Origin of the sequence: Williamsia sp. MIQD14, assembly GCF_051025635.1 — a bacterium.
Classification (GTDB): domain Bacteria; phylum Actinomycetota; class Actinomycetes; order Mycobacteriales; family Mycobacteriaceae; genus Williamsia_A.
Window position 1 is genome coordinate 881713 of sequence record NZ_JBPFDG010000001.1, and the last position, 24286, is coordinate 905998.

A 24286-nucleotide genomic window follows, 5' to 3' on the forward strand; every position below is an offset into this window, starting at 1 on the left:
GGCTCAGTCCCGCAGCGGTGCGGTCGCGAACTCGCGGATCCCCTGCTCCGGGGTGATCTGCGCGGTGAACCCCAGCGTCTCGCGGGCGTGGGCCGGATCGGCGACGATGTGGCGGACGTCGCCGGGCCGGAACCGTCCGGTCGTGACCGGCTCGGGTCCGTCGATCGACCGGCACAGCTCGTGGGCGACCTCGCCGATGGTGATGGGGTGGCCCGAGCAGACGTTGAACGCGTCGAACCCCGGTGGGGTGTTCTCGATCGCGGCGACGTTGGCGCGGGCGATGTCGTCGACGTGGACGAAGTCCCGCATCTGCCCGCCGTCCTCGAACACCGTCGGCGCACGACCGTTCTCGAGCTGCGACCGGAAGATGGCCGCGACTCCGGCATACGGGGTGTCGCGCGGCATGTGCGGCCCGTAGACGTTGTGGTAGCGCAGCGCGGTGACCGAACCGCCGGTCTCCAGCGTCCAGGCCATGGCGAACGCCTCCTGCGCGGCCTTGCTCGCGGCGTAGTAGCTGCGCGGGGCGATCGGCGCGCTCTCCGGCGTCAGCGCCCACTGCGCGGGCGTGCCGTCGGGGAGGTAGCGCTCGAAGTGGCCGGCCTCGAGTGCCTCGAGGGTGCGGGCGGGCGGGTCGACCGGCGCGCCCACCGCGTCGGTGTAGGTCCCGTCGCCGTAGACGACCATTGACGACGCGAGAACGAGGCGCGAGCAGCCGGCCCGATACATCGCGGCGAGCAGCCGGGCGGTCACGAGATCGTTGTCGGCGGCGTAGTCGGGGGCGTCGCGGGCGTCGACGCCCGCGCCCACCATCGCGGCCTGATGACACACCACGTCGACGCCGTCGAGCATCGAATCGATGTCTGCGCCGCGGAGATTGGCGACCTGCACGCCGTCGGGGGCCTGCGCGTCGGGGCCGTGGGCGGCGGGGATCATGCCGTCGACGGCGACCACGTCGTGGCCACGCTCGAGCAGTTGGCGTCGGATGTGCGACCCGATGAACCCGGCGGCGCCGGTGAGCAGGACCCGACTCATGCCAGACCCGGCAGGAGTGCGGCGAGATTGTGTCCGCCTGCGGCACAGTCGCACTCGCCGTCGGTGTCGACGAGGGCGACGGTGTGGGTCAACAATCCCTTCAACATCGCGAGGCTGCGTTCGAAGACGGCGTAGACGTCGGCCTCGGAGACGCCCTCGCCGGCGTTCACGCCGGCGTCGTAGTCGGTGACGAGAGCGATGGGGGCGTAACACATCTGGAGCTCGCGGGCGAGGACGGCCTCGGGGTGACCGGTCATGTTGACCAGGGTCCAGCCCTGCCGGGCGAACCACTGGCTCTCCGCGCGGGTGGAGAAGCGCGGCCCCTCCACGATCGCCATCGTGCCGCCGTCGACCACCGGCGGCTTCGCGGGCACGGCGAGTGCGGCCTCGTGCGCGGCGGAGCGCAGCTGCGGGCAGTACGGATCGGCGAAGCTCACGTGCACGGCGTCGATGTCGAAGAAGGTCTGCTCACGTCCCGACGTGCGGTCGACGAGCTGGTCGGGGATGACCACCGCACCCGGTCCGATCTCGGCGACGAGGCTGCCGACCGCGCAGGGCGCGAGGACACGACGCACACCGAGCGACCGCAGCGCCCACATCGTCGCGCGGTACGGCACGCGGTGCGGCGGGTACTCGTGGTGCAGTCCGTGTCGGGGGACGAACGCGACGTCGACGCCGTCGACGGTGCCCACCGACACCGGGGCGCTGGGGGCGCCGAAGGGGGTGTCGATCTCGATCTGCTCGGCGTCGGAATCGAAGAACGAGTAGAAGCCCGTCCCCCCGATGACGCCGATCCGGGCGCGGTTGTGCTGGTCGCTCATGGCGACAACCTTGCCCGATGCCGCGGAGCGGCGCCGGTGGCGGGGTGTCAGAGCTCGTAGCGGGTGTCCCACCCCGACTCCCGGACGCACGCCTCGACACCGGCCAGGATCGACGGGTGGTCGCGGTGGATCCGGCGGGCCGTGGTCACGGAGGGGACGATCTCGTCGCTTCCGTGCTGGGCACCATCGGACGGGAACCGCTGATCGGGGTCGAACACCGACGCCCAGTGCAGACCGACGTCGCGCAGAGTCGCGCTGACCGTGAGCAACTCTCGCAAAGACGCGTCGACGTCCGGCGACGGCGACGCGTCGAGGTGGGCGGCGAGCGGCGTGTCCCCGAATGCCCTGATCGCCCACGACGACGGTCCATCCGGGAGATCTTGTCCGCCGGAACAGATCGACTCCCACACGGTCGATGCCACCAGTGCCATGGTGATCCGATCCCCGTCGAGCGTGGCGGTGGGCTGGTCGAGTCCTGAGAACACGAGATTGCTGTCGGTGAGCACGCGCAACAGGCCCTCGATGTCGTGGTCGGTCATATCTCGGTCGGGACCGAACGACTCGGATTCCTCATAGATCTCACCGCCGAACGACCCCGTGCGCGCGGCGTCGACGAAGAACTCGAGGACGCGGTCGGTGACGGAGTCCTCGCGGATCAGGTCGATCGTCCCGTATCGGTCATAGGTGCCGTGGACTCCGGGCGACGTCGGCACATCGACACCGTTCGAGTGGCGCAGGATGACCGCGGTCGCGCGGGCCGACGACAGGCTGACCCCGGTGATCATGCAGTTGACGTCGTAGAAACCCATCGTCGCCTCACGATCGGGAGCAGGCGGGTCGTGTCGCGATAGTCTGCCACGGTGACCTCCCCCGACACGGCGCCCCGACCGGTTCACGACGAGACGTCAGGCGGGCGACGGGTCGTCGCCCGCGGTCTGTTCGCGGGTACGACTCCCGTCGCGAACGCGGCCCTCTACGCCGTCGTGCGGCACGGCAGCGGCGATCAGACCCGCTCGACCCTGCACCTGCAGCGCGGTGCCCGCGCCGACATGAACACCTTCTTCGGTCGGTTCCCGGCCAGCTACTGGCAGCGCTGGACGACCGCGACGTCGGTGACCGTGAGCCTGCAGGTGCACGCGTCGGCGCACTTCCGGGCCGTGTTGATGGCATCGGACATCGGCAGCCACCACCGCATCGTCGACGCCGTCGAGCTCACCGACCCGGCCGTCGACGGCCCGCAGACCATCTCGATCGACGCGCCGCTCAACGTCTTCGCCGACGGCGGCGCGATGTGGCTGAGCTTCGAGGCGATCGACGGCGCGGCCCGCGTCGACTCCGTCGAGTGGTCGGTGACCGCGGCCGGCCCGCGTCGTCCCGTCTCGGTGGCCATCTGCACCCACAACCGTGTGCCGCAGTGCGCCGAGACCGTCGCGGCGCTGGCGTCGGATGATCAGGCCATGTCAGCGGTCGACGGGGTCTGGGTGGTCGATCAGGGCACCGACACCGTCGACCGGCACCCGCTGTTCGAGCAGGTGCGCCCCACCTTCGGCGACAAGCTGCACTACATCCAGCAGAAGAACCTCGGTGGCGCAGGCGGTTTCAGCCGGGGCCTGCTCGAGGCGGTCCGCCGCAACCCGCAGGGCGACGTGATCCTGATGGACGACGACATCCTGTGCGAGCCGGAGACCGTGTTGCGGCTCGGCGCGTTCGCGTCGATGACCGAGTCACCGGCCATCGTCGGCGCGCAGATGTTGTTCCTGCACAACCCGACCTATCTGCTGGCCTCGGCCGAGCGCGTCGACCTCGTGACCCTGCGGCGTGGTGTCGCGGGCGACAAGTTCGCGCAGCAGAACAAGGACATGCTCAAGAAGATCACCGACCGCCGCATCGACGCGCAGTACAACGGCTGGTGGACCTGCCTGATCCCCGCCGAGGTCGTCGCGCGGATCGGGATGCCGCTGCCGGTGTTCTTCCAGTGGGACGACGTCGAATACGGCCTGCGCGCGGCGCGGTCGGGCATCCCCACGGTGACCCTGCCGGGCGCCGGTGTGTGGCACGCCGACTTCTACTGGAAGGACGTCGACGGCTTCGCGCACTACTTCGCCACCCGCAACGGCCTCATCACCGCCGCACTCGAACCCGGGTTCCGCGCCGACGCCGTCATCAAGGAACTCAGCCGCGACATCGTGCGGTCGGTGGTCAGCCTCCAGTACGGCCTCGCCTACACCCAGCTGCGCGCGTTGAACGACTTCCTCGACGGCCCAGCGATTCTCGACGACGGCGGCGCCACCGCACTCGCGGAGATCAACGCCGAACGCAAGCGCTTCGCCGAGACCGTGATCACGCCGATGACCGCGGTGCCGGCCTCGGTCCCCATCCGTCGGGCCGCTCCCCCGCCGAAGCCGGGATGGGAGAACGCCGTGCTCGCCAAGCGCGTGGCGGCGCATGCGCGCGGCCGGTTGATCGGCGGCCCGGTCGCGGTGTCGTTCGAGGACGCCACGTGGTGGCATGTCGGACAATTCGACCACGTCTTCGTCACCGATGCCTCCCAGCACGGGTGCCGCGAGCGGCGTTACCGACGCGATCTCGCCCGTGAGATGACCGACCGCCTCGTGCGGTTGTCGATGCGGTTCCGACGCGAGGCCCCTGCGGTGGCCGAGCAGTACCGGTCGGCGATGCCCGAATTGACCAGTACCGGCAACTGGGAACGGCTCTACGGGATCTGATCCAGACCTTGCGCGGTTCGTTCGACAGGCGAATGATCGGTCGGGTGAAGCGAACAGTTGTACAGTGCGCGTCCGGCGGGTTCTACTCGACCATCTGGGTGCCGATGGTGTCACTCAAGGCGGTTCGCCTCGGCGGGAGTCGCTGGCAGCGGTGCCCTGTCCACGGCAAGTGGGAGAGGGCGCGGCCGGTGGCTCCCGGTGCGCTCTCCGCCGAGCAGCGGCGGGCGGCCGAGGCCATCACCGACGTCGGCATCCCCTGACGACCACCGCAGGGTCACCCCGGCGGGAACAGTCCGCGATAGTGCTCGGCGATGTCGCCCGCCGTCGTGAACCACACACCCTCTGCGTGAGACGTCATGTGCTCCAGAGCAGCCCGGAAGCGACGGAGGCGATAGGGCTGTCCGGTGAGAAACGTGTGCGTCGAGATCGACAGCACCACCGGCTGTGATCTCGCGTTCTCGAGCAGTTCGTCGAACGAGTCGACGATCATCTGCTCGAACGTCTCGGCCGTCGCGTGGTGGTGGACGAAGACCGGCAGATCGTTCACCTCGTGGGGATAGGGCACGCTGAGCAGCGGTCCGGCGTCGGTGCGCAGCCACACGGGTTGGTCGTCGACCGGCCAGTCGAGGGTGTAGGTGAACCCCCTCTCCGCCAACAGGTCCTCGGTGATGCGACTCGGGTTGGCGCCCGGGCTCATCCACCCCTGCGGCGGCCGCCCCTCGTGGGTCTCGATGGCGCGGTACACCGCGTCGATCTCGGCGCGTTCGGCGTCGCGGGTCAGCGCGTTGGGCTGCGTCGAGTTCGTGCGACCGTGGGCGACCACATCGGCGTCGAGCGCACGGAACGCCGCGATCACCTCGGGGGCGTGCTCGTAAACCTCGGTGTTGACCAGGAGCGTCGGCCGGATACCGCTGCGGCGCAGGGTGTCCGCGAGCCGGAACGCGCCGACGCGGTTGCCGTACTCGCGCCACGCCCAGTTGTAGGTGTTCGGCTGAGCCATGTCCGGGGTGTAGCCGAGTCCCGGGGCGCCGGAGTCGTAGGCGAAGTGTTCGCAGTTGACGGCGACGTAGACGGCGAGACGCGCACCGCCGGGCCAGTCGAACTGCGGTCGGTCACCGATGGCGGAGTGGTCGAAGCGACCGTGTGAGGGCAGGGCCATCACTCCATCATGCGCCGACGGAGTCGCATGCCCGCACGATGCCCGGTTCACGTTGGTTAGGTAATCATAACCTAAAATGTCAGCCATGAACCTGGTCTCCCCACGCGGTCGACGCGTGCTCGCCCTGCTCGCCGCCGGCCTCATCGGCGTCGCCACTCTGTCGGCCTGCGGCAGCGGCTCCGCCCCCGAGGCATCGGGCCCCACCGTCACCATCGCGCACAAGTTCGGGGAGACGAAGGTCCCGGCCGACCCGAAACGCGTTGTCACCGTCGGCTACAACGACCAGGACTTCACCCTGGCGCTCGGCGTGGTGCCCGTGACGACCCGTGCCTTCTTCGACAACTACGACAACCTCCCCTGGGTGCAGGCACAGACCGGTGGCGAAGGGGTACCCGCGATGCAGGGCGACAGCATCAACGTCGAGGAGATCGCGAAAGCGAAGCCCGACCTGATCCTCGCCATCTACGAGACCATCGACCGCAAGACCTATGACCGGCTCTCGCAGATCGCGCCCACCGTCATCCAGTCCTCCGAGTACAAGGACGAGGAGACACCCTGGAACGTCCAGTTGCTCACCACCGGAAAGGCTCTCGGACGCGAGTCGCAGGCGCGAGCCCTGGCGGCGAAGGTGACCGATGAGATCGACGCGGCGAAAGCCGCCCATCCCGAGTTCGCAGGCAAGACCCTCGTCGTCGACTACGGCCCCGAGAACGGCGGCCACTACCTGCTCGGCGCCAACGACCCCCGACGCGCCCTCTTCGACGCCCTGGGGTTCCGCACGCAGGACACCGTGGGCGACGTCTCCGAGGAGAAGCTCGGGCTGCTCGATCGCGATGTGCTGTTCGTCGAGGGCGCCACGAAGGCGCAGCTCGCGTCGTCGCCCGCGTTCACCCGCCTGAACGTGGTGCGCGACGACCGCACGCTCTACACGTTGTTCGATTCACCGCTGGCGGGCGCGCTGTCCTACAGCGGACCCGACGCGTTGCTGTACGCGATCGAGGTCGTCGTGCCGCAGCTGTCGAACGCGCTCACGGGCAAGCCGGTCGCCGATCTCGCCGACGCCTGACCGTCGATCATCGCCCGGTGGCGTCGGTCTCCCACGCTCGCCACAACTGCGCGTACCGACCGGCGTCATCGGCCAACAGTTCGGCGTGAGAACCGAACTGGACGATCTGGCCGTGCTCCATCACCGCGATCGCGTCGGCCGTCGCGGCCTGGGTGAGGCGGTGGGCGACGACCAGTGTGGTCCGACCGTCGGTGGCGGCGAGGGCGGCGTCCTCGAGGTTGCGGGCACTGGCGCTGCCCGCCTCGGCCGTCGCCTCGTCGAGCACCACCACCCGGGGATCACGCAGGACCAGTCGGGCGAGCGCGATGTGCTGCGCCTGCGCCGCGGTCAGCGCGAGCCCGCTCTCCCCGACGCGGGTGTCGACGCCGTCGGGGAGTGCGTCCACCCAGTCCCGGGCACCCACGGCGTCGACCGCGGCCACGACCTGCTGCCGAGTCGCATCCGGCTTCGCCAGTAGTAGGTCGTCGATGAGCGGTCCGGCGAAGACGTGGACCTCCTGCGTCACCGTCGCCACGTGGTCACGGAGGCGGTCGGGATCGATGTCGGTCACCGCGACCCCGCCGATGAGCGCCGAACCCGCACCGGGCGTGAGCATCCCGGCGATGACGGCGGCCAGGGTGGTCTTGCCGGCGCCGGTGGAGCCGACCAGCGCGGTGCGGGTGCCCGCCGGGATGCGCAACGACACCCCGCGCAACACCGGGCGGTCGGGGTGATAGGCGTGGTGAACATCGCGCACCTCGACATCGGCGCCCGCGGGCATCGCTGACGCGGTCACGGGAGTGTCCGGGCCGGCCGGGATGTCGAGGATGCCGACCAGGCGCGACAGGCTCGCTCCGGCCGCCTGCACCTCGTCGAAACTGAACATCACCGTGCCGACCGGGTTGAACAGTCGCTGGAACAGCAGCGCCGCCGCCGTGACCGCGCCGACGGTCACCTCTCCCTCGCGCACGAGCAGGAACCCGACGACGAGGATCGCGGTCAGTCCGAGGAACTCCGCACGGTTGATCCGTCCGCTGAACCGGGTGAACTGGGCGAAGACCGCGACCGAGATGTCCCGGGCGCGGGCCGACGCGGTGCTGATCGCCTCGACGTGGTGATCGTGTCGTTCGTAGGCGTCGATGGCCGGGATGCCCTGCAGCGACTCGACCATCACCTGACCGCGGGCGGCGATGGCCACCCGCTCGTCGCGGTACATCGGCGCCGACCGCGGGAGGTACCAGCGCACCGCGACCACGTAGGCCGGGAGGGCCAGCGCGCCGGCGAGGCCCAACCTCCAGTCGAGACCGAGCATGCCGACGAGGCTGAGGACGCCGAGGAACATCCCGTTGATCACCGTCGGCAGCACCTGCGAGACCGCCTTGCCGATCGCGCCGACGTCGGCGCCCACCCGCGACAGCAGGTCGCCGCGCCCGGACTCGTCGATGGTGGTCGCCGGCAGTGTCAGCGCCCGTCGCAGGACCGACTCGCGGAGGTCGGCCAGCAGGACCTCGCCGAGCTTCGTCACCAGGTAGGTCGAGAAGCCCGTGCCCACGCCGGCCACCAGGGCGGAGACACCGATCGAAGTGGCGAGCGGCCAGATCTCGCCCGCGTCGGCACCATCGCGCACACGGTCGACGAGGACACCGAGTAGATAGATCGGGACCACTGCGGCCGCCGCCGCGATCACCCCGACGAGCAGTGTGACGACGACGGTGCCGGGACGGCGGGCCAGGTCGGCACGCATCCACGCCAGCGTCCGACGAGAGCGCGACACCGGGAGGATCGGAGCGACGTCCGGGATCGTCATCGCGACACCCATTCTCGATAGTCGGCGCGCCCCCGGGCGAGCTCGGAGTGCGATCCCCCGGCCACGATGCCGCCGTCGACGACCAGGACCACTCGATCGGCCGCCGCCAGCAGCGCGGGACTGCTCGTCACGACGATGGTGGTGTGGTTCTTCTCGCCACGCACGGCCCGGAGACCGTCGGCGATCTCCTGCTCGGTGACCGCGTCGACCGCGGTCGTCGGATCGTGCAGGACCAACACCTCCGGCGCGGCGATGAGTGCACGTGCCAGGGCGAGACGCTGCCGCTGCCCGCCGGAGAGACTGGCACCGCGTTCGGTGACGGGATGATCGAATCCGTTCGGATACAACGAGATGACCTCGTCGGCCGCCGATGCGGCCAGAGCCGTACCCACATCGACCGGAGAGTCGGGGTCGGAGCGACCATCCTCGGGCGCGCCCCACAGGATGTTGCTGCCCAGTGTCCCGGTGAACAGGTGGGTGTCGTGGTGTTCGACGACGATCGCCGCACGGCGGGTGCCCGCCGGGATGTCCTCGAGGAACCTGCCGCCGACGGCGACCGTGCCGGCCGGGGCACCCGGGGCGCCGGCGAGGAGGTCGATCAGAGCCACCGCGTCGCGCGCCGCCGGGGCGAGGACGGCGACGAACTCGCCCGCGGAGACCTCGAGCCGGAAGTTCGGGAGCACCTCGTGTGCAGCGCATCTCACGCTCACGGCGACGCGGCGCTCATCGTCGGAGACCACCTGTTGCGTCGGGCCCGTCGGCTGCTCGGCACGCAGCGACGGGGCCGCGAGCACCTGCGCGACCCGGTTGGCGCTCGCCCGGGCCTCGGCCACCCAGCTGGGGACGATCGCCAACACCGCGAACGGGTCGATGAGGTACTGCGCCAGACCGATGACGGTGATGAGGGCACCGACGCCGATGTCTCCCGCGAGCGCGAAGTACACCGCCACCACCGCGACACCCATGGCCGCCAGCGCACCCGCGGCAGCCGCAGCGCCCGCGTGCGCGCTCTGGATGCGCGCCGCGCGCAACGACGCCGACAGCGACGCGCGGCTCGACCGCCGGTAGCGATCGGCCGCGGCCCCCGTCGCGCCGATGCCCTGCAGCGGTCGCAACCCGCTGACGAGGTCGGTGGCCATGCCCGAGGTGCGTCCCACCTCCTCCTGCTGCGCCTCGACGCGTCGGGCGATCATCGGCGCGGTGATCTGCAGACCCAGCACCACCACCGGGATCCCGACGAGGACGAGCGCCCCGAGCACGGGGTCGATCGACAGCAGGACGATGCCGCACGCCAGCGTCCCGACCACTGCACTGACGACCCTGGGCACGTAATCGATGACGTAGGAGGTGTTGTCGGCGTCGGTGGTCGAGATGGACAGCAACTCGCCCGCCGAGAACGCCTCGGCCCGACCCGCGGGGACGCCGATCCCGTCGCGGTCGAGCGCACGGGCGCTGAGTTCGTCACGCAGCAGGTGCGATTCGCGGGCGATGCCGAACATCAGCTGACGGGCACCGAGCCGATACAGCGTGGTCAGCACGACGAACAGGGCCGCGAGCACCGCGATCCAGAAGCCGATGGCCGCATACGAACCTGTCGACACCGCGCGGTCCACGATGATGCCGATGAGGATCGGCACCGACACCTCACACAGCTGCCATCCGGCGATGAGGGTCGATCCGCCCACGAGCCACCGCGCGTTGCGGGTGACGGTGCGTCGCAGCACCACACCGCCGCTCACACGCACCCGACCACCCTTCGTCCTTCGCCGATCGGCTCGAGCGTACTAGGCGAGGCTATCCAAACCGACACGCAGACCGTTGTCGGTGCACGCCCGTACGGTTCACCGTATCGAGTTCGACCACGCCGCGACCGCGGCCGCTATCGCAGGGAGTTCCCATGACCGACCCACAGCTGTCCCTCGTCGCCGCGCTGCTCGACCGATCCGGATCCATGCAGTCCATCGCCGACGACACCCGCGGTGGATTCGACGCGTTCATCACGACCGAACGTGCGGCCGAGGGCACCACCGTGGTGACCCTCGCGCAGTTCGACGACCGGTACGAGCTCGTCTACTCCGACCGGCCGATCGCCGAGGTGCCCCCGCTCGCCCTCGAACCCCGCGGCATGACCGCCCTCTACGACGCCGTCGGCCGGTTCGTCACCGAGGTCGGTGCGGGTCTCGCCGCGGCACCCGAGGATGCCCGGCCCGGCTCGGTGACCGTGGTCGTGATGACCGACGGTCACGAGAACTCGAGTCGCGAGTGGACGATCGAGGCCGTGCGGGAGCTGATCGGGCGTCAGGAGTCGGAGTACTCGTGGGACTTCGTGTTCCTCGGCGCGAACATGGACGCCGTCGAGGTGGGCGCCGGTCTGGGCTTCGCCCCCGAGAAGTCGATGACCTACGAGGCGACCGCCGGCGGGGTCTCGGCGGCGTTCAGTTCGATGGCCGGGTACCAGGGGCGCAAGAGGACGTCGCGTGCCGAGGGGCGTCCCGTCACCGCCGAGGGGTTCACGGTCGACGAACGACGGCGCTCGTCGGGGCGCTGACCGTCGCGGTCAGGGTGTTCCGGTGGGCGTCCGGCGCGAGGCCCGGGGGATCACCAGCGGTGTCCCGGTCTCGGGGTCGTCGATGATGCGACACCGCAGGCCGTAGACCTCCTCGACCAGCTCGGCGGTGATCACCTCGGCCGGATCCCCCTGCGCCACGACCGATCCCGCCTTCATCGCGATGATGTGGTGGGCGAAGCGGCAGGCGTGGTTCAGGTCGTGCAGGACGGCGACGACCGTGCGGTTCGCCTCCGCATTGAGGTCGCCGAAAAGATCGAGCAGTTCGATCTGGTGTGCGATGTCGAGGAAGGTCGTCGGCTCGTCGAGCAGGATGAGCGGGGTCTGCTGCGCGAGCACCATCGCGACCCAGACCCGTTGGCGCTGACCGCCCGACAGTTCGTCGACCGGCCGCCCGGCTATGGACGTGATGCCGGTGGCAGCGAGCGCGTCCCGCACGGCGGCCTGGTCGTCGCGGGAGTACTGCCGGAACAGCTTCTGATGCGGGAACCGTCCGCGCGCGACGAGGTCGGCGACGGTGATGCCGTCCGGCGCGATCGACGTCTGCGGCAGCAGCCCCAGCCTGCGGGCGACGTCCTTGGTGTCGAGCGATGCGATGTCGGCGCCGTCGAGGACGACCTGTCCACCCGCCGGGCGCAGCAGCCGCGCCAACCCGCGGAGGAGCGTCGATTTCCCGCAGGCGTTGGGTCCGACGATCGCGGTGATCGCGCCGGGGACGATGTCGACCGAGAGTCCGTCGACGATCAGGTCGGTGCCGTACCCGAGGGACAGGTCCCTGGCTTCCAGGGTGATGTCGGTCATCGGTCCCTCCTGGCCTGGACGACGAGCAGATACACGAGATAGAGCCCTCCCACCGACACCGTGACCGCCCCCACCGGCAGTTGCGCGGGGGCCACGATCTTCTGGGCGACGAGATCACTGAGCAGCAGCAGGAACGCCCCCATGACCCCGGCCGAGATCATGCCCACCCCCGGCGCACCCGTCAGTCGACGCGCGAGTTGCGGTGCGGCGAGCGCCACGAAGGAGATGGGGCCGGCGGCCGCGGCGGCGACCGCCACGAGCACGACGCCGATCACGAAGAACCCGATGCGTGACCGCTCGGGGCGCACGCCCAGCGCCCCCGCGGCGTCGTCGCCCATCTGCATGATCGGTAGCTGCGGGCCCATGGCGAGCAGCGCGGCCACGGCGGCCAGCACGCACACCAGCACCGGATAGAGCTGATCCCATTCGAGTCCGTTGAGCGTGCCCTGGTTCCAGATCGACGCCGTCACGGCCTGCTGCAGTCTGATGCGGATGACGATCCACTGGTTCACCGAACTGAGCGCGGCACCGATCGCGATGCCCACGATGATCAGTCGGAACCCGGCGACACCGTTGCGGTAGGCCAGCAGGTACACGACGACCGCGGTGAGGAGCCCGCCGATCGTGGCGCCGAGTGCGGTCAGGTAGTAACCGCCGCCGAACGCAGCGATCGCGACCAGCGCGCCCGTGTAGGCGCCGGTGGTGAACCCGATCACGTCCGGACTGCCCAGCGGGTTGCGGGTCAGCGCCTGGAAGATGGCGCCCGAGATCCCCAGCGCCGCACCGATCACCAGGGCCAGCAGGATGCGCGGCATCCGGAACTCGAGCACCACGACACGGGTGAAGGAGGTGTCCTGTCCGGTCATGACGCGCAGGACGTCCATCGGCGAGACCGGGTACTCGCCGATGCCCAGTGCGAACACGGCGAGGACGACGCTGCCGACGGCGAGCACCGAGAGCGCGACGACGGTCCGGGCGGAAACGCGCAGCGCCAGGTGCCGACCACGTCTCAGGACGAGCTGGCGGTGCCCGAAGTCGATGTCGTCCACCGACCCCGTGCGCAGCATCGACGCGCTCCCGCGGGTCACAGGCCGGTCGCGTTCGATCGACGGATGAGCCAGACCAGCACCGGCGCGCCGAGAAACGCGGTGACGATCCCTACCGGGAGTTCCCCCGGCGCGACGATGACACGACCGACGATGTCGGCGGCCAGCATCAACGACGGCGCCACGCCGATGCAGTACGCGCAGATCCACCGCCAGTCGGGACCGGTGAACCAGCGCACCGCGTGCGGGACCATCAATCCCACGAAACCGATCGGACCGGCCGCGGCGGTGGCCGCGCCGGCGAGCAGGGTCACCGCGAGGAGCCCGAGCACGCGGGTGCGGATCACGTTGCCGCCCATGGCCGTCGCGAGATCGTCGCCGAGAGCGACGGCGTTCAGCGAACGGCTGACGTGGATGGCCAGCAGCACCCCGACGACGACGAACGGCAGGATCACCCCCACCGTGGAGAGCGGCCGGCCGTCGAAGGCACCGGCGTCCCAGAAGCGGAGCTTGTCGAAGGCGCGCGGATTGCGTAGACGGATCGTGTAGCCGATCCCGTCCATCACCGCGCCGATCGCGACCCCGGCGAGCAGGACACGTACCGGGGTGGCGGCGGTGCGGCCGGTCATGCCGATGAGGAAGACGAGAACCATGGCTACCAACGCCCCGAGGAACGCGAACCAGATGTAGGACATCAGCGACGTGAGGCCACCGAACGCGATGGCCGAGACGACGAACAGACTCGCCCCGGAGTTGATCCCCAGGATCTGGGTGTCGGCCAGCGGATTGCGGGTGATCCCTTGGATGAGCGCACCGCACAGTCCGAGGCACAGCCCCACCACGATGCCGAGCACGGTGCGCGGGATGCGCAGGTCGTGCACGATCCACTCGTCGCCGGTGTCGGAGTAGTCGACCACCGCGCGCCAGACGGTGCCCAGACCGACCGACTGGGTGCCGACCGCGAGGCTCGCGATGCTCATGGCCACCAGGCTCGCGCCGACGACGATGAGTCCGACCCAGCGCTTGCGGGCGAGGGCAACGTCCGGCGGCACCACCCCGGTGGTCAGATCGGGAGGGTCGAAGGTCGAGACCACGCCGGGCTACAGGCCGGCGCGTTCGAGTGCGAGGTCGAACTCCTCGGAGGCGACCTTGTCGCCCTTGCCGTCGGCGAGGGCCTGCGAGTACACCGCGACCAGTTCGTCGCTCATCGTCTCGAACTTCTCGTCCCAGGTCTCGGAATCGAAGCGCCAGTACCCGAGGATGTCGTACTGCTCGCGAGCCCAGTTGTGGTCGCGGCGCAGGTGTTTGCGCACCGCGCGCGACTCCGACGCCTCGGCGGCGAACCAGCAGTAGCCCCGTCCTGCCGGGTGGTCGAGCGCGCGGACGTGGTCGGCGAGCGCACCGGCGGCATAACCGTTGCCGGTCCCCACCGAGCTGACGAGCGTGACGTCGGGGTGGGTGGGCAGGTAGGCCAGATCGGCGTCGTCGGCGACCTCGACGATCGCGATGCCCGGGGTGTCGCCGGGCCACTCCTCGATGATCCGCGCGAGAGCGGGCAGCCCGGAGAGGTCGGCGACGAGGAGTTGCCACTGCGCGGCCGGGTCGGGGTGGTACCAGCTGCGGGCGTGGGCGAGGACGACCTGGTCGCCGACCGAGGCCGACCGTGCGAAGTCGCTGGCGACACCGCGCTCGTGCAGCACGATGTCGACGGTGATCTGTCGCGGTCCGGGCCCGGCGGTGCGGATCGAGTAGTTCCGGCCGTGCGGTGCGGTGTCGAGGTCGAAATAGGCCCAGACCCCGTCGCGGCACTCCATCGCCGGCGGTGCGGCCGCCCCGGGTTCGGGGAAGTAGATCCCGACCGCGTCGTCACCGTCGCCCGGCAGTCCGAGATCGGCCAGCAAGGGCACGTCGAACACGAGGCGGCGGATGCGCGGGGCGGGGTCGGAGATGGCGACGACGGCGCCGAACACTGTTCCCATGTCAGTAAGGCTAACCTAAGTCGCCGCACGTCTCGTCGGGCGCACAAAAAACTTCGGCTGAGCTGCCGGGTCGGGGGTCTGGCAGCTCAGCCGAAGCTATGTGGGATATCGAGGGCACCGGGTCGGGCGTTACAGATTCGTCGAAAGAATTTTTCCGACCCGGTGACCTGCGGTTATCCGCTCGAGGTGATCAGGCCTCGACGATCGCGGTGACGCCCTGGCCGCCGGCGGCACAGATGGAGATGAGCGCACGGCCACCGCCGTTGGCGTGGAGCATCTTCGCGGTGTGGGCGACGATGCGGCCGCCGGTCGCGGCGAACGGGTGACCCGCGGCGAGCGAGGACCCCTTCACGTTGAGCTTGCTGCGGTCGATCGAGCCGAGGGCGGCGTCGAGGCCGAGGCGGCCCTTGCAGTACTCGTCGGACTCGAGCGCGGCGAGGGTGCAGAGCACGACCGACGCGAATGCCTCGTGGATCTCGTAGTAGTCGAAGTCCTGCAGGGTGAGGCCGTTGCGCTCGAGCAGACGCGGGATCGCGTAGGTCGGGGCCATCAGCAGGCCGTCGGGGCCGTTGACGTAGTCGACCGCAGCGGTCTCGACGTCGACGAGGTGGGCGAGGACGGGCAGCTTCTTGTCCGAGGCCCAGTCATCGGAGGCCAGCAGCACCGCCGAGGCGCCGTCGGTCAGCGGGGTCGAGTTGCCAGCGGTCATGGTGGCGTCGCCGAGGCCGACACCGAAGACCGGCTTGAGCTTCGCGAGCTTCTCCACGGTGCTGTCGGCGCGGAGGTTCTCGTCGCGGGTCAGACCGAGGAACGGCGTGATGAGGTCGTCGAAGAAGCCCTCGTCGTAGGCCTTCGCCATGTTCTGGTGGCTCGCGGCGGCCAGCGCGTCCTGATCGGCGCGCTTGATGCCGAACTCCTTCGCGGTGATCGCGGCGTGCTCACCCATCGACATGCCGGTGCGCGGCTCGCCGTTCTGCGGGATGGTGATGCCGAGCTTGGGCAGCAACGCGAGGACGCCCTTCACCCGGTCGGCGGTGCTCTTGGCGCGGTTGACCTCGAGCAGGGCCTGACGCAGCGGCTCGGACACGGCGATGGGCGCGTCGGAGGTGGTGTCGACGCCGCCGCCGATGCCGGCGTCGAACTTGCCGGTCGCGATGCCGTCGGCGACGAGGGACACCGCCGACAGGCCGGTGCCGCAGGCGTGCTGGATGTCGATGGCCGGGGTGTACGGCGACAGCGACGACCCGAGGACCGATTCGCGGATCAGGTTGAAGTCACGCGAGTGCTTGAGGACGGCGCCGCCCGCGACGAGACCGAGGCGCTCACCCTGCAGGCTGAACCGGGAGACCAGGCCGTCGAGGGCCGCGGTGAACATGTCCTGGTTGCTGGCCTTGGCGTAGGCCTTGTTCTGCCGCGCGAACGGGATGCGGTTGCCGCCCACGATCGCGACCGGCCGCACCGTCTTCGCCTTGGCGGCGCCGGCCTTGGCTCGAGTGCTCTTGTTTGTTGCTGCTGTTGCCACTGCGGATCTCCCCGGGTGTCGGTTGGAAGCTATAGCGTATTCTTACTCGCGAGTAAGTTACTTGTCGAACCCCGCCGGGTGCCAATGCGCACACGCAGGGTGGGGTGGGGAAACACCAAACCAACAAGGAGTCATGACGTGGCAAACACCGGCCTGTACTCGCAATTCGTCCACTCGCTTCCCGGCGCGTTCGTCGCCAAGCAGGCCGGTCTGCCGGTCCCGCCGCCGCTGCGTCGCTACAAGCCGTCCGACCCGGCGCTCACCGGTCCGGTGCTGCTCGGCGGATCGGGACGTCTGATCGAGCCGCTGCGCGAGATGCTCTCGACCCCTGACTACGAGGTCATCAGCAACAACACCACCGGCAAGTCCGCCGACAAGTTCGGCGGCGTGGTCCTCGACGCGACCGGTATCACCTCCCCGAAGGACCTCAAGGAGATCTACGAGTTCTTCAACCCGGTGATGCGGTCGGTCACCCCCTGCGCGCGTTTCGTCGTCATCGGCACCACCCCGGAGCTCATCACCGACCCCAACGAGCGCGTCGCCCAGCGCGCACTCGAGGGCTTCACCCGCTCGCTCGGCAAGGAGCTCCTCAAGGGCTCGACCGCACAGCTCGTCTACGTCGCCCCCGGCGCCTCGACCGGACTGTCGGGTCTCGAGTCGACGCTGCGCTTCATCCTGTCGGCGAAGTCGACCTTCGTCGACGCCCAGGTGATCCGCGTCGGCACCGACGAGGCCACCGCCCCCGCGAACTGGGACAAGCCGCTCGAGGGCAAGGTCGCCGTCGTGACCGGTGCCGCCCGCGGCATCGGTGCCACCATCGCCGAGGTGCTCGCCCGAGACGGCGCGCACGTCATCGTCGCCGACATCCCGGCCGCCGGTGAGGCGCTGTCGAAGACCGCCAACAAGGTCAATGGCACCGCGTTCCCCATCGACGTCACCGCCGAGGACGCGGGCACCAAGCTCGCCGAGCACGTCAAGGAGCGCCACGGCGGCCTCGACATCATCGTCAACAACGCCGGTATCACCCGCGACAAGCTGCTCGCCAACATGGACGAGGGCCGCTGGGACTCGGTCATCGCCGTCAACCTCATCGCGCCGCAGAAGCTCGTCGACGACCTCGTCGCCGCCGAGGCGCTGAAGTCCGGTGGCGCCGTCATCGACGTCTCGTCGATCGCCGGTATCGCGGGCAACCGCGGCCAGACCAATTACGGCACCTCGAAGGCCGGCGTCGTCGGCCTCGTCGACGCCTACGCGCCGGTGCTCGCCGAGAAGGGCATCACCATCAACGCGGTGGCACCCGGCTTCATCGAGACCGCCATGACCGCCGCGATCCCGCTGGCCACCCGTGAGGCGGGCCGCCTGATGAGCTCGCTGCAGCAGGGTGGACAGACCGTCGACGTCGCCGAGACCGTCGCCTACTTCGCCAACCCGGCGTCGTCGGCCGTCACCGGCAACGTGGTCCGCGTGTGCGGCCAGGCCCTGCTGGGCGCCTGAGATGACCAACACCGTTGCGCTGAAGTCGCTTCCGGCGACCTCCGACGTCTACCGCAGCGCGGTGCTGGGCATGTTGCCCGGCATCGGCAAGGGCGGGTCGGTTCGCCCCGACGCCACCCTGCCCGACACCGTCTACACGGTGTCGTCGCTGAAGACCGACGCCGAGAAGGTGCGTCAGTACTGCCTCGCGACCGGGCAGCAGTTCGGTGAGCACCTGCCGCTCACCTACCCGTTCGTCGCGCAGTTCCCCCTGATGATGCAGACGATGGTCGCTCCGGCGTTCCCGTTCGGCGCCGTCGGTTCGGTGCACCTGGAGAACCGCATCCGGCGGGTTCGCCGCATCACACTGGGTGAGCCGCTGAGCATCGCCACGCACGCGGAGAACCTGCGCGAGCACCGCAAGGGCATCCTCGTCGACATCGTGAGCCGCATCAGCGTCGGCAGCGAGCTCGTCACCGAGCAGACCTCGACGCTGCTCAAGCAGCAGCGCACGTCGCTGTCGGGTGGACCGAAGTCGACGCCGCCGAAGGATCACCGCCCGCCCGCGCCCGACGTGTCGCTGGCCGTGGACCTCGGTCGCATCCGCGCGTATGCCGGGGCGAGCGGCGACCGCAACCCGATCCACATGGCGAACCTCACCGCGAAGGCGTTCGGGTTCCCGCGGGCCATCGCGCACGGCATGTGGACCGCGGCGGCCGTCCTCGCCAACGTGGAGGCGTACCTCCCCGACGAGGTGACCTACGAGGCGAAGTTCGGCAAGCCGATCCTGCTGCCCGCGAAGGTCAACGGCTACGTCGACACCGTCGACGGCGGCTGGGACGTGTCGGTGCTCAACCGCAGCAAGGGCTACCCGCATCTGACGGGCACCCTGCGGGGCTGAGTCGGTCGGTCATTGCTTCAACCGAACTCCCCACCGTGATACGCATCACGGTGGGGAGTTCGTGCATATCGGCTGTCCGTTACGACACAACAGACAAGTAGTTCGAGAGCGGCTCGAGACCCAGCGGGCCCGGTGATCACAAAGGAGTGGATTCCCATGGCTGCAGATTTCATCGACAAGGCCCAGAACAAGGCGCAGGAAGTGGCCGGCGAGGCGAAGAAGGCCGTCGGCGACGCGACCGACAACGACGACCTCAAGGCCGAGGGCACCACCGACAAGGCGGGCGCCAAGGCCAAGCAGGCCGGCGACAAGGTCTCCGACGCCGCCGACAAGGCCGCTGACGCCGCCGGTGATGTCGCCGACGAGGCGAAGGACAAGGCCTCCCAGGTCGCCGACAAGACGAAGGACGCCGCATCGGACGCCAAGGCCGAGGCGAAGGACGTCGCCGGTCAGGTGAAGGACGCGGCGCAGGGCACCAAGGAAGAGGCCAAGGACATCGCGCAGGACGCGAAGGCCAAGGCCGAGAGCGCCGCCGACGACGCCAAGGAGAAGGCGTCGGAGGTCGCCGACAAGGCCAAGGACGCCGCATCGGACGCCAAGGCCCAGGCCAAGGACGTCGCCGAGAACGCCGAGAAGAAGGTCAACGAGGTCGCCGACAAGGTGGCGTCGAACATCCGCAGCATCGACAGCAACGACGTCGAGAAGGCCGCATCGAACCCGGCCCTGCTCGCCGGCGTGTTCGCGGTGATCGCAGGCATCATCGCCGCGATCATCATCAAGCGTCGCTGACGCTCATCTCGTCGCCGAGACGGCGCCGCTCCCGATCACAGGAGCGGCGCCGTTTCACGTTCGGGCACAACGGAGTACAACGGGCACATGCGTACAACCACTCTCGGGGCACTCGAAGTAGGACGAATCGGACTCGGCGCCATGGGCATGTCCCACGGTTACGGCGGGGCCGGGAGCGACGACGACGAATCGATCCGGACCATCCATCGCGCCATCGAACTCGGTGTCACGCTGATCGACACCGCCGAGGTCTACGGGCCCTACATCAACGAGGAGCTGGTCGGCCGCGCGCTGAAGGGGCACCGCGACTCGGTGGTGCTGGCCACCAAGTTCGGGCTGATCTCTCATCAGGGAGGCGACGGCGCCGACAGCAGCCCTGCCAATGTCCGAGCGGCCGTAGAGGGTTCGCTCCGTCGGTTGGATGTCGACCACATCGACCTCTGCTACCAGCACCGCGTCGACCCGAACACACCCATCGAGGACACCGTCGGCGCGATGGCCGAGCTCGTCGCCGAGGGCAAGGTGCGACACCTCGGGTTGTCGGAGGCGAGTGTCGGAACCATACGTCGGGCGCACGCGGTCCACCCGATCACCGCGTTGCAGTCGGAGTACTCGCTGTTCACCCGCGACCCCGAGGACGGTGTCCTGGCGGTGCTCGCCGAACTCGGGATCGGATTCGTGCCGTACTCGCCGCTGGGGCGCGGCTTCCTCACCGGTCAGATCCGCTCGATCGACCAGATCGGGTCGGACGATTTCCGCGCCGACAACCCGCGGTTCGTCGCCGAGAACTTCCAGCGCAACCTCGAGCTCGTCGGGATCGTCGAATCGGTGGCCACCGAGGTCGGCGCGACCACCGGTCAGGTCGCTCTCGCCTGGCTGCTCTCGCGCGGCGAGCACATCGTGCCCATCCCGGGCACGAAACGGCGCGAGCGCGTCGAGGAGAACGTGGGCGCCGACGGCATCACGTTGTCCGCCGATCAACTCGCGCGACTCGACTCACTCCCGCCCGCCGCCGGTGAGCACCACAACGAAGCCCAGATGAAGATGATCGAGCGTTGAGGGCGCCGTCGCGTCGCTAGCGCGATGAGCGTGGCGGGGTGGGTTTGTCGTCGGAGGTGTCGAGGTTCAGGCCGCCGAGAACCGTCGGTGCGACGTCGTCGAGTTCGCCGACGATCTCCTCACCGTTCTCCGTCGACCGCAGATAGCGCGCGGTCCTGTGTTTGCCGTCGCCCTCGCCACCGGCCTGCGCACCACGACCACCCATCGGCGCCGCCGACGTGCCCGCCGGACCGGCCTTCGACGTCGCGGCCTGCTCGGCGGCCAGAGCCTTCTCCGCTGCAGACATCGCACCCGCGCCGCGTGCGCTCAGCGCACTCTCGCTCGCTCCTGCCTTGCCGAGTCCGCCGGCGCCGGCTCCTCCGCCACCGCCGCCCCCGCCGACCTTGGCAGCCTTCATCGCCGCCTTCTCCGCGGCCGTCTTCTCCGCTGCCGCGGCATCCTTCATGGCGCTCAGGCCCGACGATCTGGTCGAGGGCGACCCGAGCCCCCCGCGTGTCAGGCCTTCCGCTGACTTGCCCACCTGTGATGCTGCGGACGCCGGATTGCCCGCCCCTGATGAGGGTGCGGCACCGGGGTTCGCTTTGCTCGCCGCTGCCGCGGCTGGGTTCGCGGTAGCGCTACCGGATCGCTGCAGTTGCGAGGCAGCATTGCGACTCGCCGTGGTGGCAGCTCCGCCACCTCCGCCTCCACCACCACCGCCGGAACCGCCTGAACTGCCTCCGGCGAACTGCGGCCCACCCAACGTGCTGCCGTCGCCCGATGCCGCTTTCGGACCCATACCCGGCAGATACAACGGCGTTCCCACTACCGGGCTCGTCGGATCCGACAGATTGACCATCGACCCGTTCATGCTGCCGATCGGCGGATTCCACGTCGCGCTCAACTGCGACTGCGAAAGCCCGTCGTAAAGCGCATGCACGTTCAGGCTGTTCTCTGGAGTCGCAGCAGCCAACGCAGTGGCACGACCCTGCTCGAGCATCTGAACTTGTGACTGGGACTGCTGAACCGACCCAGCCCACGTATTGATTGAGGCCGAGTTTGACTGGGCCTCGGTTGCAATCTGCTTACCTCGGCTCGAAAACAGGTCGAGCGAACTCTTCATTTTCGATGCAGCCTCGCCCGAGAAAACACTGGTCCCGAGTATCGAAATCTGGTGATCAAAATCGAAAAACGCCGCATTCAGGGAGTTAGCCAGTTCGAGCCATTGCTGAGCAAGCGTAGTCAACGCCGAGGGGACTGCCGGCCCCAAGGCTGCAATCGCAGGATTAAGAGAGAAGTTTGGGATCGGTTCGGGCGCGAGTCCCATGGGGAAGTTTCCCGACGCCGGGTCGCCCGATGGCTTGGTGGGAGTAGTGGGCTGGTTGGCAATTTTCGGTCGCGAGTCAGACCCAAGTTGACCACTGGGCGTCTGCACTTTTGACATGGGATCGATGCCATCGGTGGCGTTCAAGGCCCGAGCAATAGAGCGCTGGGTGGCATCATCTTGATTGATGAGGGCCTGGCCAGCCGCGCGAGAAGATTGCTCGGCCGCATCTACGGCGTCGCGGGTCATCTGCAAAGCGCGAACCGCAAGCTCGCCTAGTGCAGATAACTGCCTGTCTACCTGAGAGCCCGATTGATACGCCCCGCTCGCCGAGACCGCCGTGAGCGAGCTCGCCTTATCGACAATCTTTCTCATGCTGGACGAAAGCCCGAAGCAGGCACTTACAATCTTTGCGGCAGCGCCAGGATCCAGATTCATTTCTTCCCCACCGTCCCCGCTCAAGAACTGGGCCTCATCTGCGACGGACTTTTTGGCATTAGTGGTCCGATTGTTTTTGCGGCAGTAAAGGCGCGGTCGCAGAGACTCGCATCTGACTTGTCATCGTTGAAGCGAACGGCTGCCGTGCCGTAAAAGGTTCCCCAGGCGACTTCACACGTATACGGACCACCGGGACGAGTCGCAACTTGGTCCGTAAGCTTGTACGCCTTGACATTACCAAACAGCGGAGTCGCTTCTCGGCTTTCACCTTTGAAGCTAGGCACCGACAGATGCTCCTCGATGTTGTTGACATAAATGACGGCGGAAATTAGGAAGTCGTTGTCGAGTGCCGCTGTAAGCGTGCAGGTCTGAGTGACCAGAGGGAAACTGTTGAAACCTTTTTCTTTCGAATCAACGCCTAGCCGTCCCATAGCCTCAGGCGTGATGAAGCTGCAGATATCGGGCATATTTTTGTCGTACGGACTTTTGCCAATGGGGACTGTCGTAACGACACCGGTCATATCCTTGGTGGAATTGAGGTCGAGGACGGAATCCTTCTCGACACCCGGGGCGACTGACGCTGACTGAATGTTCGCCGAGGACGATGGCGCAGGTTCGGCGGAACCGCCGCCGGAACTGCAGGCCGAAGCGCAGACCATCGTTACCGCCAGCAGGCTGACGGACGCGCTCCACTTGCCGAAACGTCTGCGCACAATCATCCCCATTCCGCGCTCGCGCGCGAGTCGTACCGCTTCTTCACGGCGTTCACTGCACGTCTCATGCTCGATGCCATCTTGGCATCATCGACTCCCACCGCAGTCCCAGGACTGTCGATCACCAGCAGATACCGTCCGTCTTTGTCGATGTCGCGGTATTGCAACGTGAGCTGCTCGGGGCGCCGGCCGTCGACCTCCGATCCGACCTGCACCCGAATCGATCCACAGGTGGTCGGCGTCTCGTGCACGAAGACCCCGGCCGCGGTCGTCTTCGGCGCGTCGGCCGACACCTGACGCAGCACCTCGACGTCGATTGGCAGGTCGTAGAACGGCACATCGGCATCTGCCGGAAGCCGCCCCGGCCCGGTGGAGGTCGGCAGCAAGCGCACGAGATCGTCGGTCCACGTGTCCAGCCGGGATCGCGTCACCGACACATCCCCACCGTGCGACGGCGACCGCCCCGGCTTCTGGCGCACCACGATCACGTGGTCGCCCGATCCACCCCATGCACTCGCCACGCGAAGATGGCTCGATGTGTCCGACAGCGGCTTTCGAGCATCGAGCCCGACCATTCCGATCGTGTAGCGCGGCCGGGTCAGCGCGGTGATGGCCTCCGACTTCGCCGAGGTCATCGCGTCCCGCAGACGGGTGAGCTCCGATTTCTCCGCCGCGAGTTGATCGTCCGCGGTCTCATACTTCTCGTCACCGAAGGCGCACAGCTCCGTCGGGAACTGGGCACCTGCAGCGTCGGTCCACAGCAGTCGGAACTGCAGCGCGGACATCGTCCACGCCGTGTTCTCCGACGTCGCTTCAGACACGGGCGGCCCTGACGTCGCCGGTGACCCCATCGCTGCAGGTCATGAGGGGGTGGTCGCGAAGCATGAGGGCCGAACGGACCGCCTCGACAGTCACGTGTCCGACCCCCTCCGACAGCAGGGGCGCTGCCCGTCAGCGCCGCCATGATCGTACACATTTGCAGTTCTAACAGTCACTCGCTGATCCACGGGCCGGCGCTCTACGACAAAGCATCCACAGAAGCGCTCTGTGCACAGCCTGAAAATCGCGCAGCCAGGGATTGTCGGACCCCTGTTCTAGTCTTGGTT

Annotated in this window: 22 protein-coding genes; 8 read left to right on the forward strand and 14 right to left on the reverse strand. The window is 68.6% G+C overall.

Features of this window, described 5'->3' with window-relative positions; genetic code table 11:
* Window positions 1–3: 3 nt before the first annotated feature.
* The 3 genes from ACQ7HM_RS03775 to ACQ7HM_RS03785 are packed head-to-tail and all read right to left on the reverse strand — an operon-like array spanning window position 4 to window position 2662.
* Window positions 4–1032: an NAD-dependent epimerase/dehydratase family protein gene (locus ACQ7HM_RS03775; protein WP_434214890.1), complete on the reverse strand. Its 1029-nt coding sequence runs from the start codon at window positions 1030–1032 to the stop codon at window positions 4–6.
* A complete protein-coding gene (locus ACQ7HM_RS03780) occupies window positions 1029–1853 on the reverse strand; it encodes an S-methyl-5'-thioadenosine phosphorylase (RefSeq protein WP_434214891.1) in 825 nt (274 codons plus the stop codon). The genes ACQ7HM_RS03775 and ACQ7HM_RS03780 overlap by 4 nt, the downstream gene beginning before the upstream one ends.
* Window positions 1854–1900: 47 nt before the next feature.
* A complete protein-coding gene (locus tag ACQ7HM_RS03785) occupies window positions 1901–2662 on the reverse strand; it encodes a hypothetical protein (RefSeq protein ID WP_434214892.1) in 762 nt (253 codons plus the stop codon).
* A gap of 51 nt (window positions 2663–2713) precedes the next feature.
* Between ACQ7HM_RS03785 and ACQ7HM_RS03790 the strand changes: the two genes are divergently transcribed.
* Both ACQ7HM_RS03790 and ACQ7HM_RS03795 read left to right on the forward strand, forming a co-directional pair.
* A complete protein-coding gene (locus ACQ7HM_RS03790; RefSeq protein WP_434214893.1) occupies window positions 2714–4579 on the forward strand; it encodes a glycosyltransferase in 1866 nt (621 codons plus the stop codon).
* A gap of 44 nt (window positions 4580–4623) precedes the next feature.
* On the forward strand, window positions 4624–4839 hold the full coding sequence (locus ACQ7HM_RS03795; protein ID WP_434214894.1) for a hypothetical protein: 216 nt from the start codon (window positions 4624–4626) through the stop codon (window positions 4837–4839).
* 14 nt (window positions 4840–4853) lie between these two features.
* Here ACQ7HM_RS03795 and ACQ7HM_RS03800 read toward each other — a convergent pair whose 3' ends face one another.
* Window positions 4854–5738 carry a polysaccharide deacetylase family protein gene (locus ACQ7HM_RS03800; RefSeq protein ID WP_434214895.1) on the reverse strand — a complete coding sequence of 295 codons (885 nt, stop codon included), beginning with the start codon at window positions 5736–5738 and terminating at the stop codon, window positions 4854–4856.
* Between the two features lie 85 nt (window positions 5739–5823).
* On the opposite strand from ACQ7HM_RS03800, the gene ACQ7HM_RS03805 reads away from it, so the two are divergent.
* Window positions 5824–6804: an ABC transporter substrate-binding protein gene (locus ACQ7HM_RS03805; protein WP_434214896.1), complete on the forward strand. Its 981-nt coding sequence runs from the start codon at window positions 5824–5826 to the stop codon at window positions 6802–6804.
* A 7-nt stretch (window positions 6805–6811) separates the two neighbouring features.
* Here ACQ7HM_RS03805 and ACQ7HM_RS03810 read toward each other — a convergent pair whose 3' ends face one another.
* Together ACQ7HM_RS03810 and ACQ7HM_RS03815 are read right to left on the reverse strand one after the other, a co-directional pair.
* Window positions 6812–8590 carry an ABC transporter ATP-binding protein gene (locus ACQ7HM_RS03810; protein ID WP_434214897.1) on the reverse strand — a complete coding sequence of 593 codons (1779 nt, stop codon included), beginning with the start codon at window positions 8588–8590 and terminating at the stop codon, window positions 6812–6814.
* Window positions 8587–10335 carry an ABC transporter transmembrane domain-containing protein gene (locus tag ACQ7HM_RS03815; RefSeq protein WP_434214898.1) on the reverse strand — a complete coding sequence of 583 codons (1749 nt, stop codon included), beginning with the start codon at window positions 10333–10335 and terminating at the stop codon, window positions 8587–8589. Before ACQ7HM_RS03815 ends, ACQ7HM_RS03810 begins: the two co-directional genes overlap by 4 nt.
* Before the next feature lie 152 nt (window positions 10336–10487).
* On the opposite strand from ACQ7HM_RS03815, the gene ACQ7HM_RS03820 reads away from it, so the two are divergent.
* Entirely contained in the window at window positions 10488–11138 is a 651-nt protein-coding gene (locus tag ACQ7HM_RS03820) for a VWA domain-containing protein (protein WP_434214899.1), read from the forward strand.
* A gap of 9 nt (window positions 11139–11147) precedes the next feature.
* Here the strand turns inward: ACQ7HM_RS03820 and ACQ7HM_RS03825 are convergent, their stop codons facing one another.
* From ACQ7HM_RS03825 to ACQ7HM_RS03845, 5 genes are all read right to left on the reverse strand, one after another.
* On the reverse strand, window positions 11148–11957 hold the full coding sequence (locus ACQ7HM_RS03825; protein ID WP_434214900.1) for an ABC transporter ATP-binding protein: 810 nt from the start codon (window positions 11955–11957) through the stop codon (window positions 11148–11150).
* Entirely contained in the window at window positions 11954–13024 is a 1071-nt protein-coding gene (locus tag ACQ7HM_RS03830) for a FecCD family ABC transporter permease (RefSeq protein WP_434214901.1), read from the reverse strand. The genes ACQ7HM_RS03825 and ACQ7HM_RS03830 overlap by 4 nt, the downstream gene beginning before the upstream one ends.
* 17 nt (window positions 13025–13041) lie before the next feature.
* Complete coding sequence (locus ACQ7HM_RS03835) at window positions 13042–13983, reverse strand: FecCD family ABC transporter permease (protein ID WP_434215622.1); 942 nt, start codon at window positions 13981–13983, stop codon at window positions 13042–13044.
* Between the two features lie 120 nt (window positions 13984–14103).
* The gene (locus ACQ7HM_RS03840) at window positions 14104–14982 is read right to left on the reverse strand and encodes a siderophore-interacting protein (RefSeq protein ID WP_434214902.1); all 879 of its coding nucleotides are present in this window, start codon (window positions 14980–14982) and stop codon (window positions 14104–14106) included.
* Between the two features lie 190 nt (window positions 14983–15172).
* A complete protein-coding gene (locus ACQ7HM_RS03845) occupies window positions 15173–16504 on the reverse strand; it encodes an acetyl-CoA C-acetyltransferase (RefSeq protein ID WP_434214903.1) in 1332 nt (443 codons plus the stop codon).
* An 84-nt stretch (window positions 16505–16588) separates the two neighbouring features.
* Here ACQ7HM_RS03845 and ACQ7HM_RS03850 point away from each other — a divergent pair, with 84 nt between their 5' ends.
* From ACQ7HM_RS03850 to ACQ7HM_RS03865, 4 genes are all read left to right on the forward strand, one after another.
* Window positions 16589–17998 carry a 3-oxoacyl-ACP reductase gene (locus tag ACQ7HM_RS03850; RefSeq protein WP_434214904.1) on the forward strand — a complete coding sequence of 470 codons (1410 nt, stop codon included), beginning with the start codon at window positions 16589–16591 and terminating at the stop codon, window positions 17996–17998.
* A gap of 1 nt (window position 17999) precedes the next feature.
* Window positions 18000–18878: a MaoC/PaaZ C-terminal domain-containing protein gene (locus ACQ7HM_RS03855; protein WP_434214905.1), complete on the forward strand. Its 879-nt coding sequence runs from the start codon at window positions 18000–18002 to the stop codon at window positions 18876–18878.
* Window positions 18879–19034: 156 nt separating this feature from the next.
* Window positions 19035–19667 (forward strand): CsbD family protein, encoded by a 633-nt coding sequence (locus ACQ7HM_RS03860; protein ID WP_434214906.1) that lies wholly within the window; start codon window positions 19035–19037, stop codon window positions 19665–19667.
* Between the two features lie 87 nt (window positions 19668–19754).
* Complete coding sequence (locus tag ACQ7HM_RS03865) at window positions 19755–20726, forward strand: aldo/keto reductase (protein WP_434214907.1); 972 nt, start codon at window positions 19755–19757, stop codon at window positions 20724–20726.
* Window positions 20727–20742: 16 nt separating this feature from the next.
* Here the strand turns inward: ACQ7HM_RS03865 and ACQ7HM_RS03870 are convergent, their stop codons facing one another.
* From ACQ7HM_RS03870 to ACQ7HM_RS03880, 3 genes are read right to left on the reverse strand one after another with little or no spacing between them, the layout of a single operon-like run.
* Window positions 20743–22467, reverse strand: coding sequence for a hypothetical protein (locus ACQ7HM_RS03870; protein WP_434214908.1), 1725 nt, complete (start codon window positions 22465–22467; stop codon window positions 20743–20745).
* 20 nt (window positions 22468–22487) lie between these two features.
* The gene (locus tag ACQ7HM_RS03875; RefSeq protein ID WP_434214909.1) at window positions 22488–23192 is read right to left on the reverse strand and encodes a hypothetical protein; all 705 of its coding nucleotides are present in this window, start codon (window positions 23190–23192) and stop codon (window positions 22488–22490) included.
* A complete protein-coding gene (locus ACQ7HM_RS03880) occupies window positions 23183–24001 on the reverse strand; it encodes a hypothetical protein (RefSeq protein WP_434214910.1) in 819 nt (272 codons plus the stop codon). Before ACQ7HM_RS03880 ends, ACQ7HM_RS03875 begins: the two co-directional genes overlap by 10 nt.
* Window positions 24002–24286: the final 285 nt, after the last annotated feature.

Excerpts from the sequence above, each read along its gene's own strand:
- ACQ7HM_RS03775 (WP_434214890.1), bottom strand. The coding sequence starts at position 1,032 with ATGAGTCGGGTCCTGCTCACCGGCGCCGCCGGGTTCATCGGGTCGCAC.
- ACQ7HM_RS03780 (WP_434214891.1), bottom strand. The coding sequence starts at position 1,853 with ATGAGCGACCAGCACAACCGCGCCCGGATCGGCGTCATCGGGGGGACG.
- ACQ7HM_RS03785 (WP_434214892.1), bottom strand. The coding sequence starts at position 2,662 with ATGGGTTTCTACGACGTCAACTGCATGATCACCGGGGTCAGCCTGTCG.
- ACQ7HM_RS03800 (WP_434214895.1), bottom strand. The coding sequence starts at position 5,738 with ATGGCCCTGCCCTCACACGGTCGCTTCGACCACTCCGCCATCGGTGAC.
- ACQ7HM_RS03805 (WP_434214896.1), top strand. The coding sequence starts at position 5,824 with ATGAACCTGGTCTCCCCACGCGGTCGACGCGTGCTCGCCCTGCTCGCC.
- ACQ7HM_RS03810 (WP_434214897.1), bottom strand. The coding sequence starts at position 8,590 with ATGACGATCCCGGACGTCGCTCCGATCCTCCCGGTGTCGCGCTCTCGT.
- ACQ7HM_RS03820 (WP_434214899.1), top strand. The coding sequence starts at position 10,488 with ATGACCGACCCACAGCTGTCCCTCGTCGCCGCGCTGCTCGACCGATCC.
- ACQ7HM_RS03825 (WP_434214900.1), bottom strand. The coding sequence starts at position 11,957 with ATGACCGACATCACCCTGGAAGCCAGGGACCTGTCCCTCGGGTACGGC.
- ACQ7HM_RS03830 (WP_434214901.1), bottom strand. The coding sequence starts at position 13,024 with ATGCTGCGCACGGGGTCGGTGGACGACATCGACTTCGGGCACCGCCAG.
- ACQ7HM_RS03835 (WP_434215622.1), bottom strand. The coding sequence starts at position 13,983 with ATGAGCATCGCGAGCCTCGCGGTCGGCACCCAGTCGGTCGGTCTGGGC.
- ACQ7HM_RS03840 (WP_434214902.1), bottom strand. The coding sequence starts at position 14,982 with ATGGGAACAGTGTTCGGCGCCGTCGTCGCCATCTCCGACCCCGCCCCG.
- ACQ7HM_RS03850 (WP_434214904.1), top strand. The coding sequence starts at position 16,589 with ATGCGCACACGCAGGGTGGGGTGGGGAAACACCAAACCAACAAGGAGT.
- ACQ7HM_RS03855 (WP_434214905.1), top strand. The coding sequence starts at position 18,000 with ATGACCAACACCGTTGCGCTGAAGTCGCTTCCGGCGACCTCCGACGTC.
- ACQ7HM_RS03860 (WP_434214906.1), top strand. The coding sequence starts at position 19,035 with ATGGCTGCAGATTTCATCGACAAGGCCCAGAACAAGGCGCAGGAAGTG.
- ACQ7HM_RS03865 (WP_434214907.1), top strand. The coding sequence starts at position 19,755 with ATGCGTACAACCACTCTCGGGGCACTCGAAGTAGGACGAATCGGACTC.
- ACQ7HM_RS03870 (WP_434214908.1), bottom strand. The coding sequence starts at position 22,467 with ATGAATCTGGATCCTGGCGCTGCCGCAAAGATTGTAAGTGCCTGCTTC.
- ACQ7HM_RS03875 (WP_434214909.1), bottom strand. The coding sequence starts at position 23,192 with ATGGGGATGATTGTGCGCAGACGTTTCGGCAAGTGGAGCGCGTCCGTC.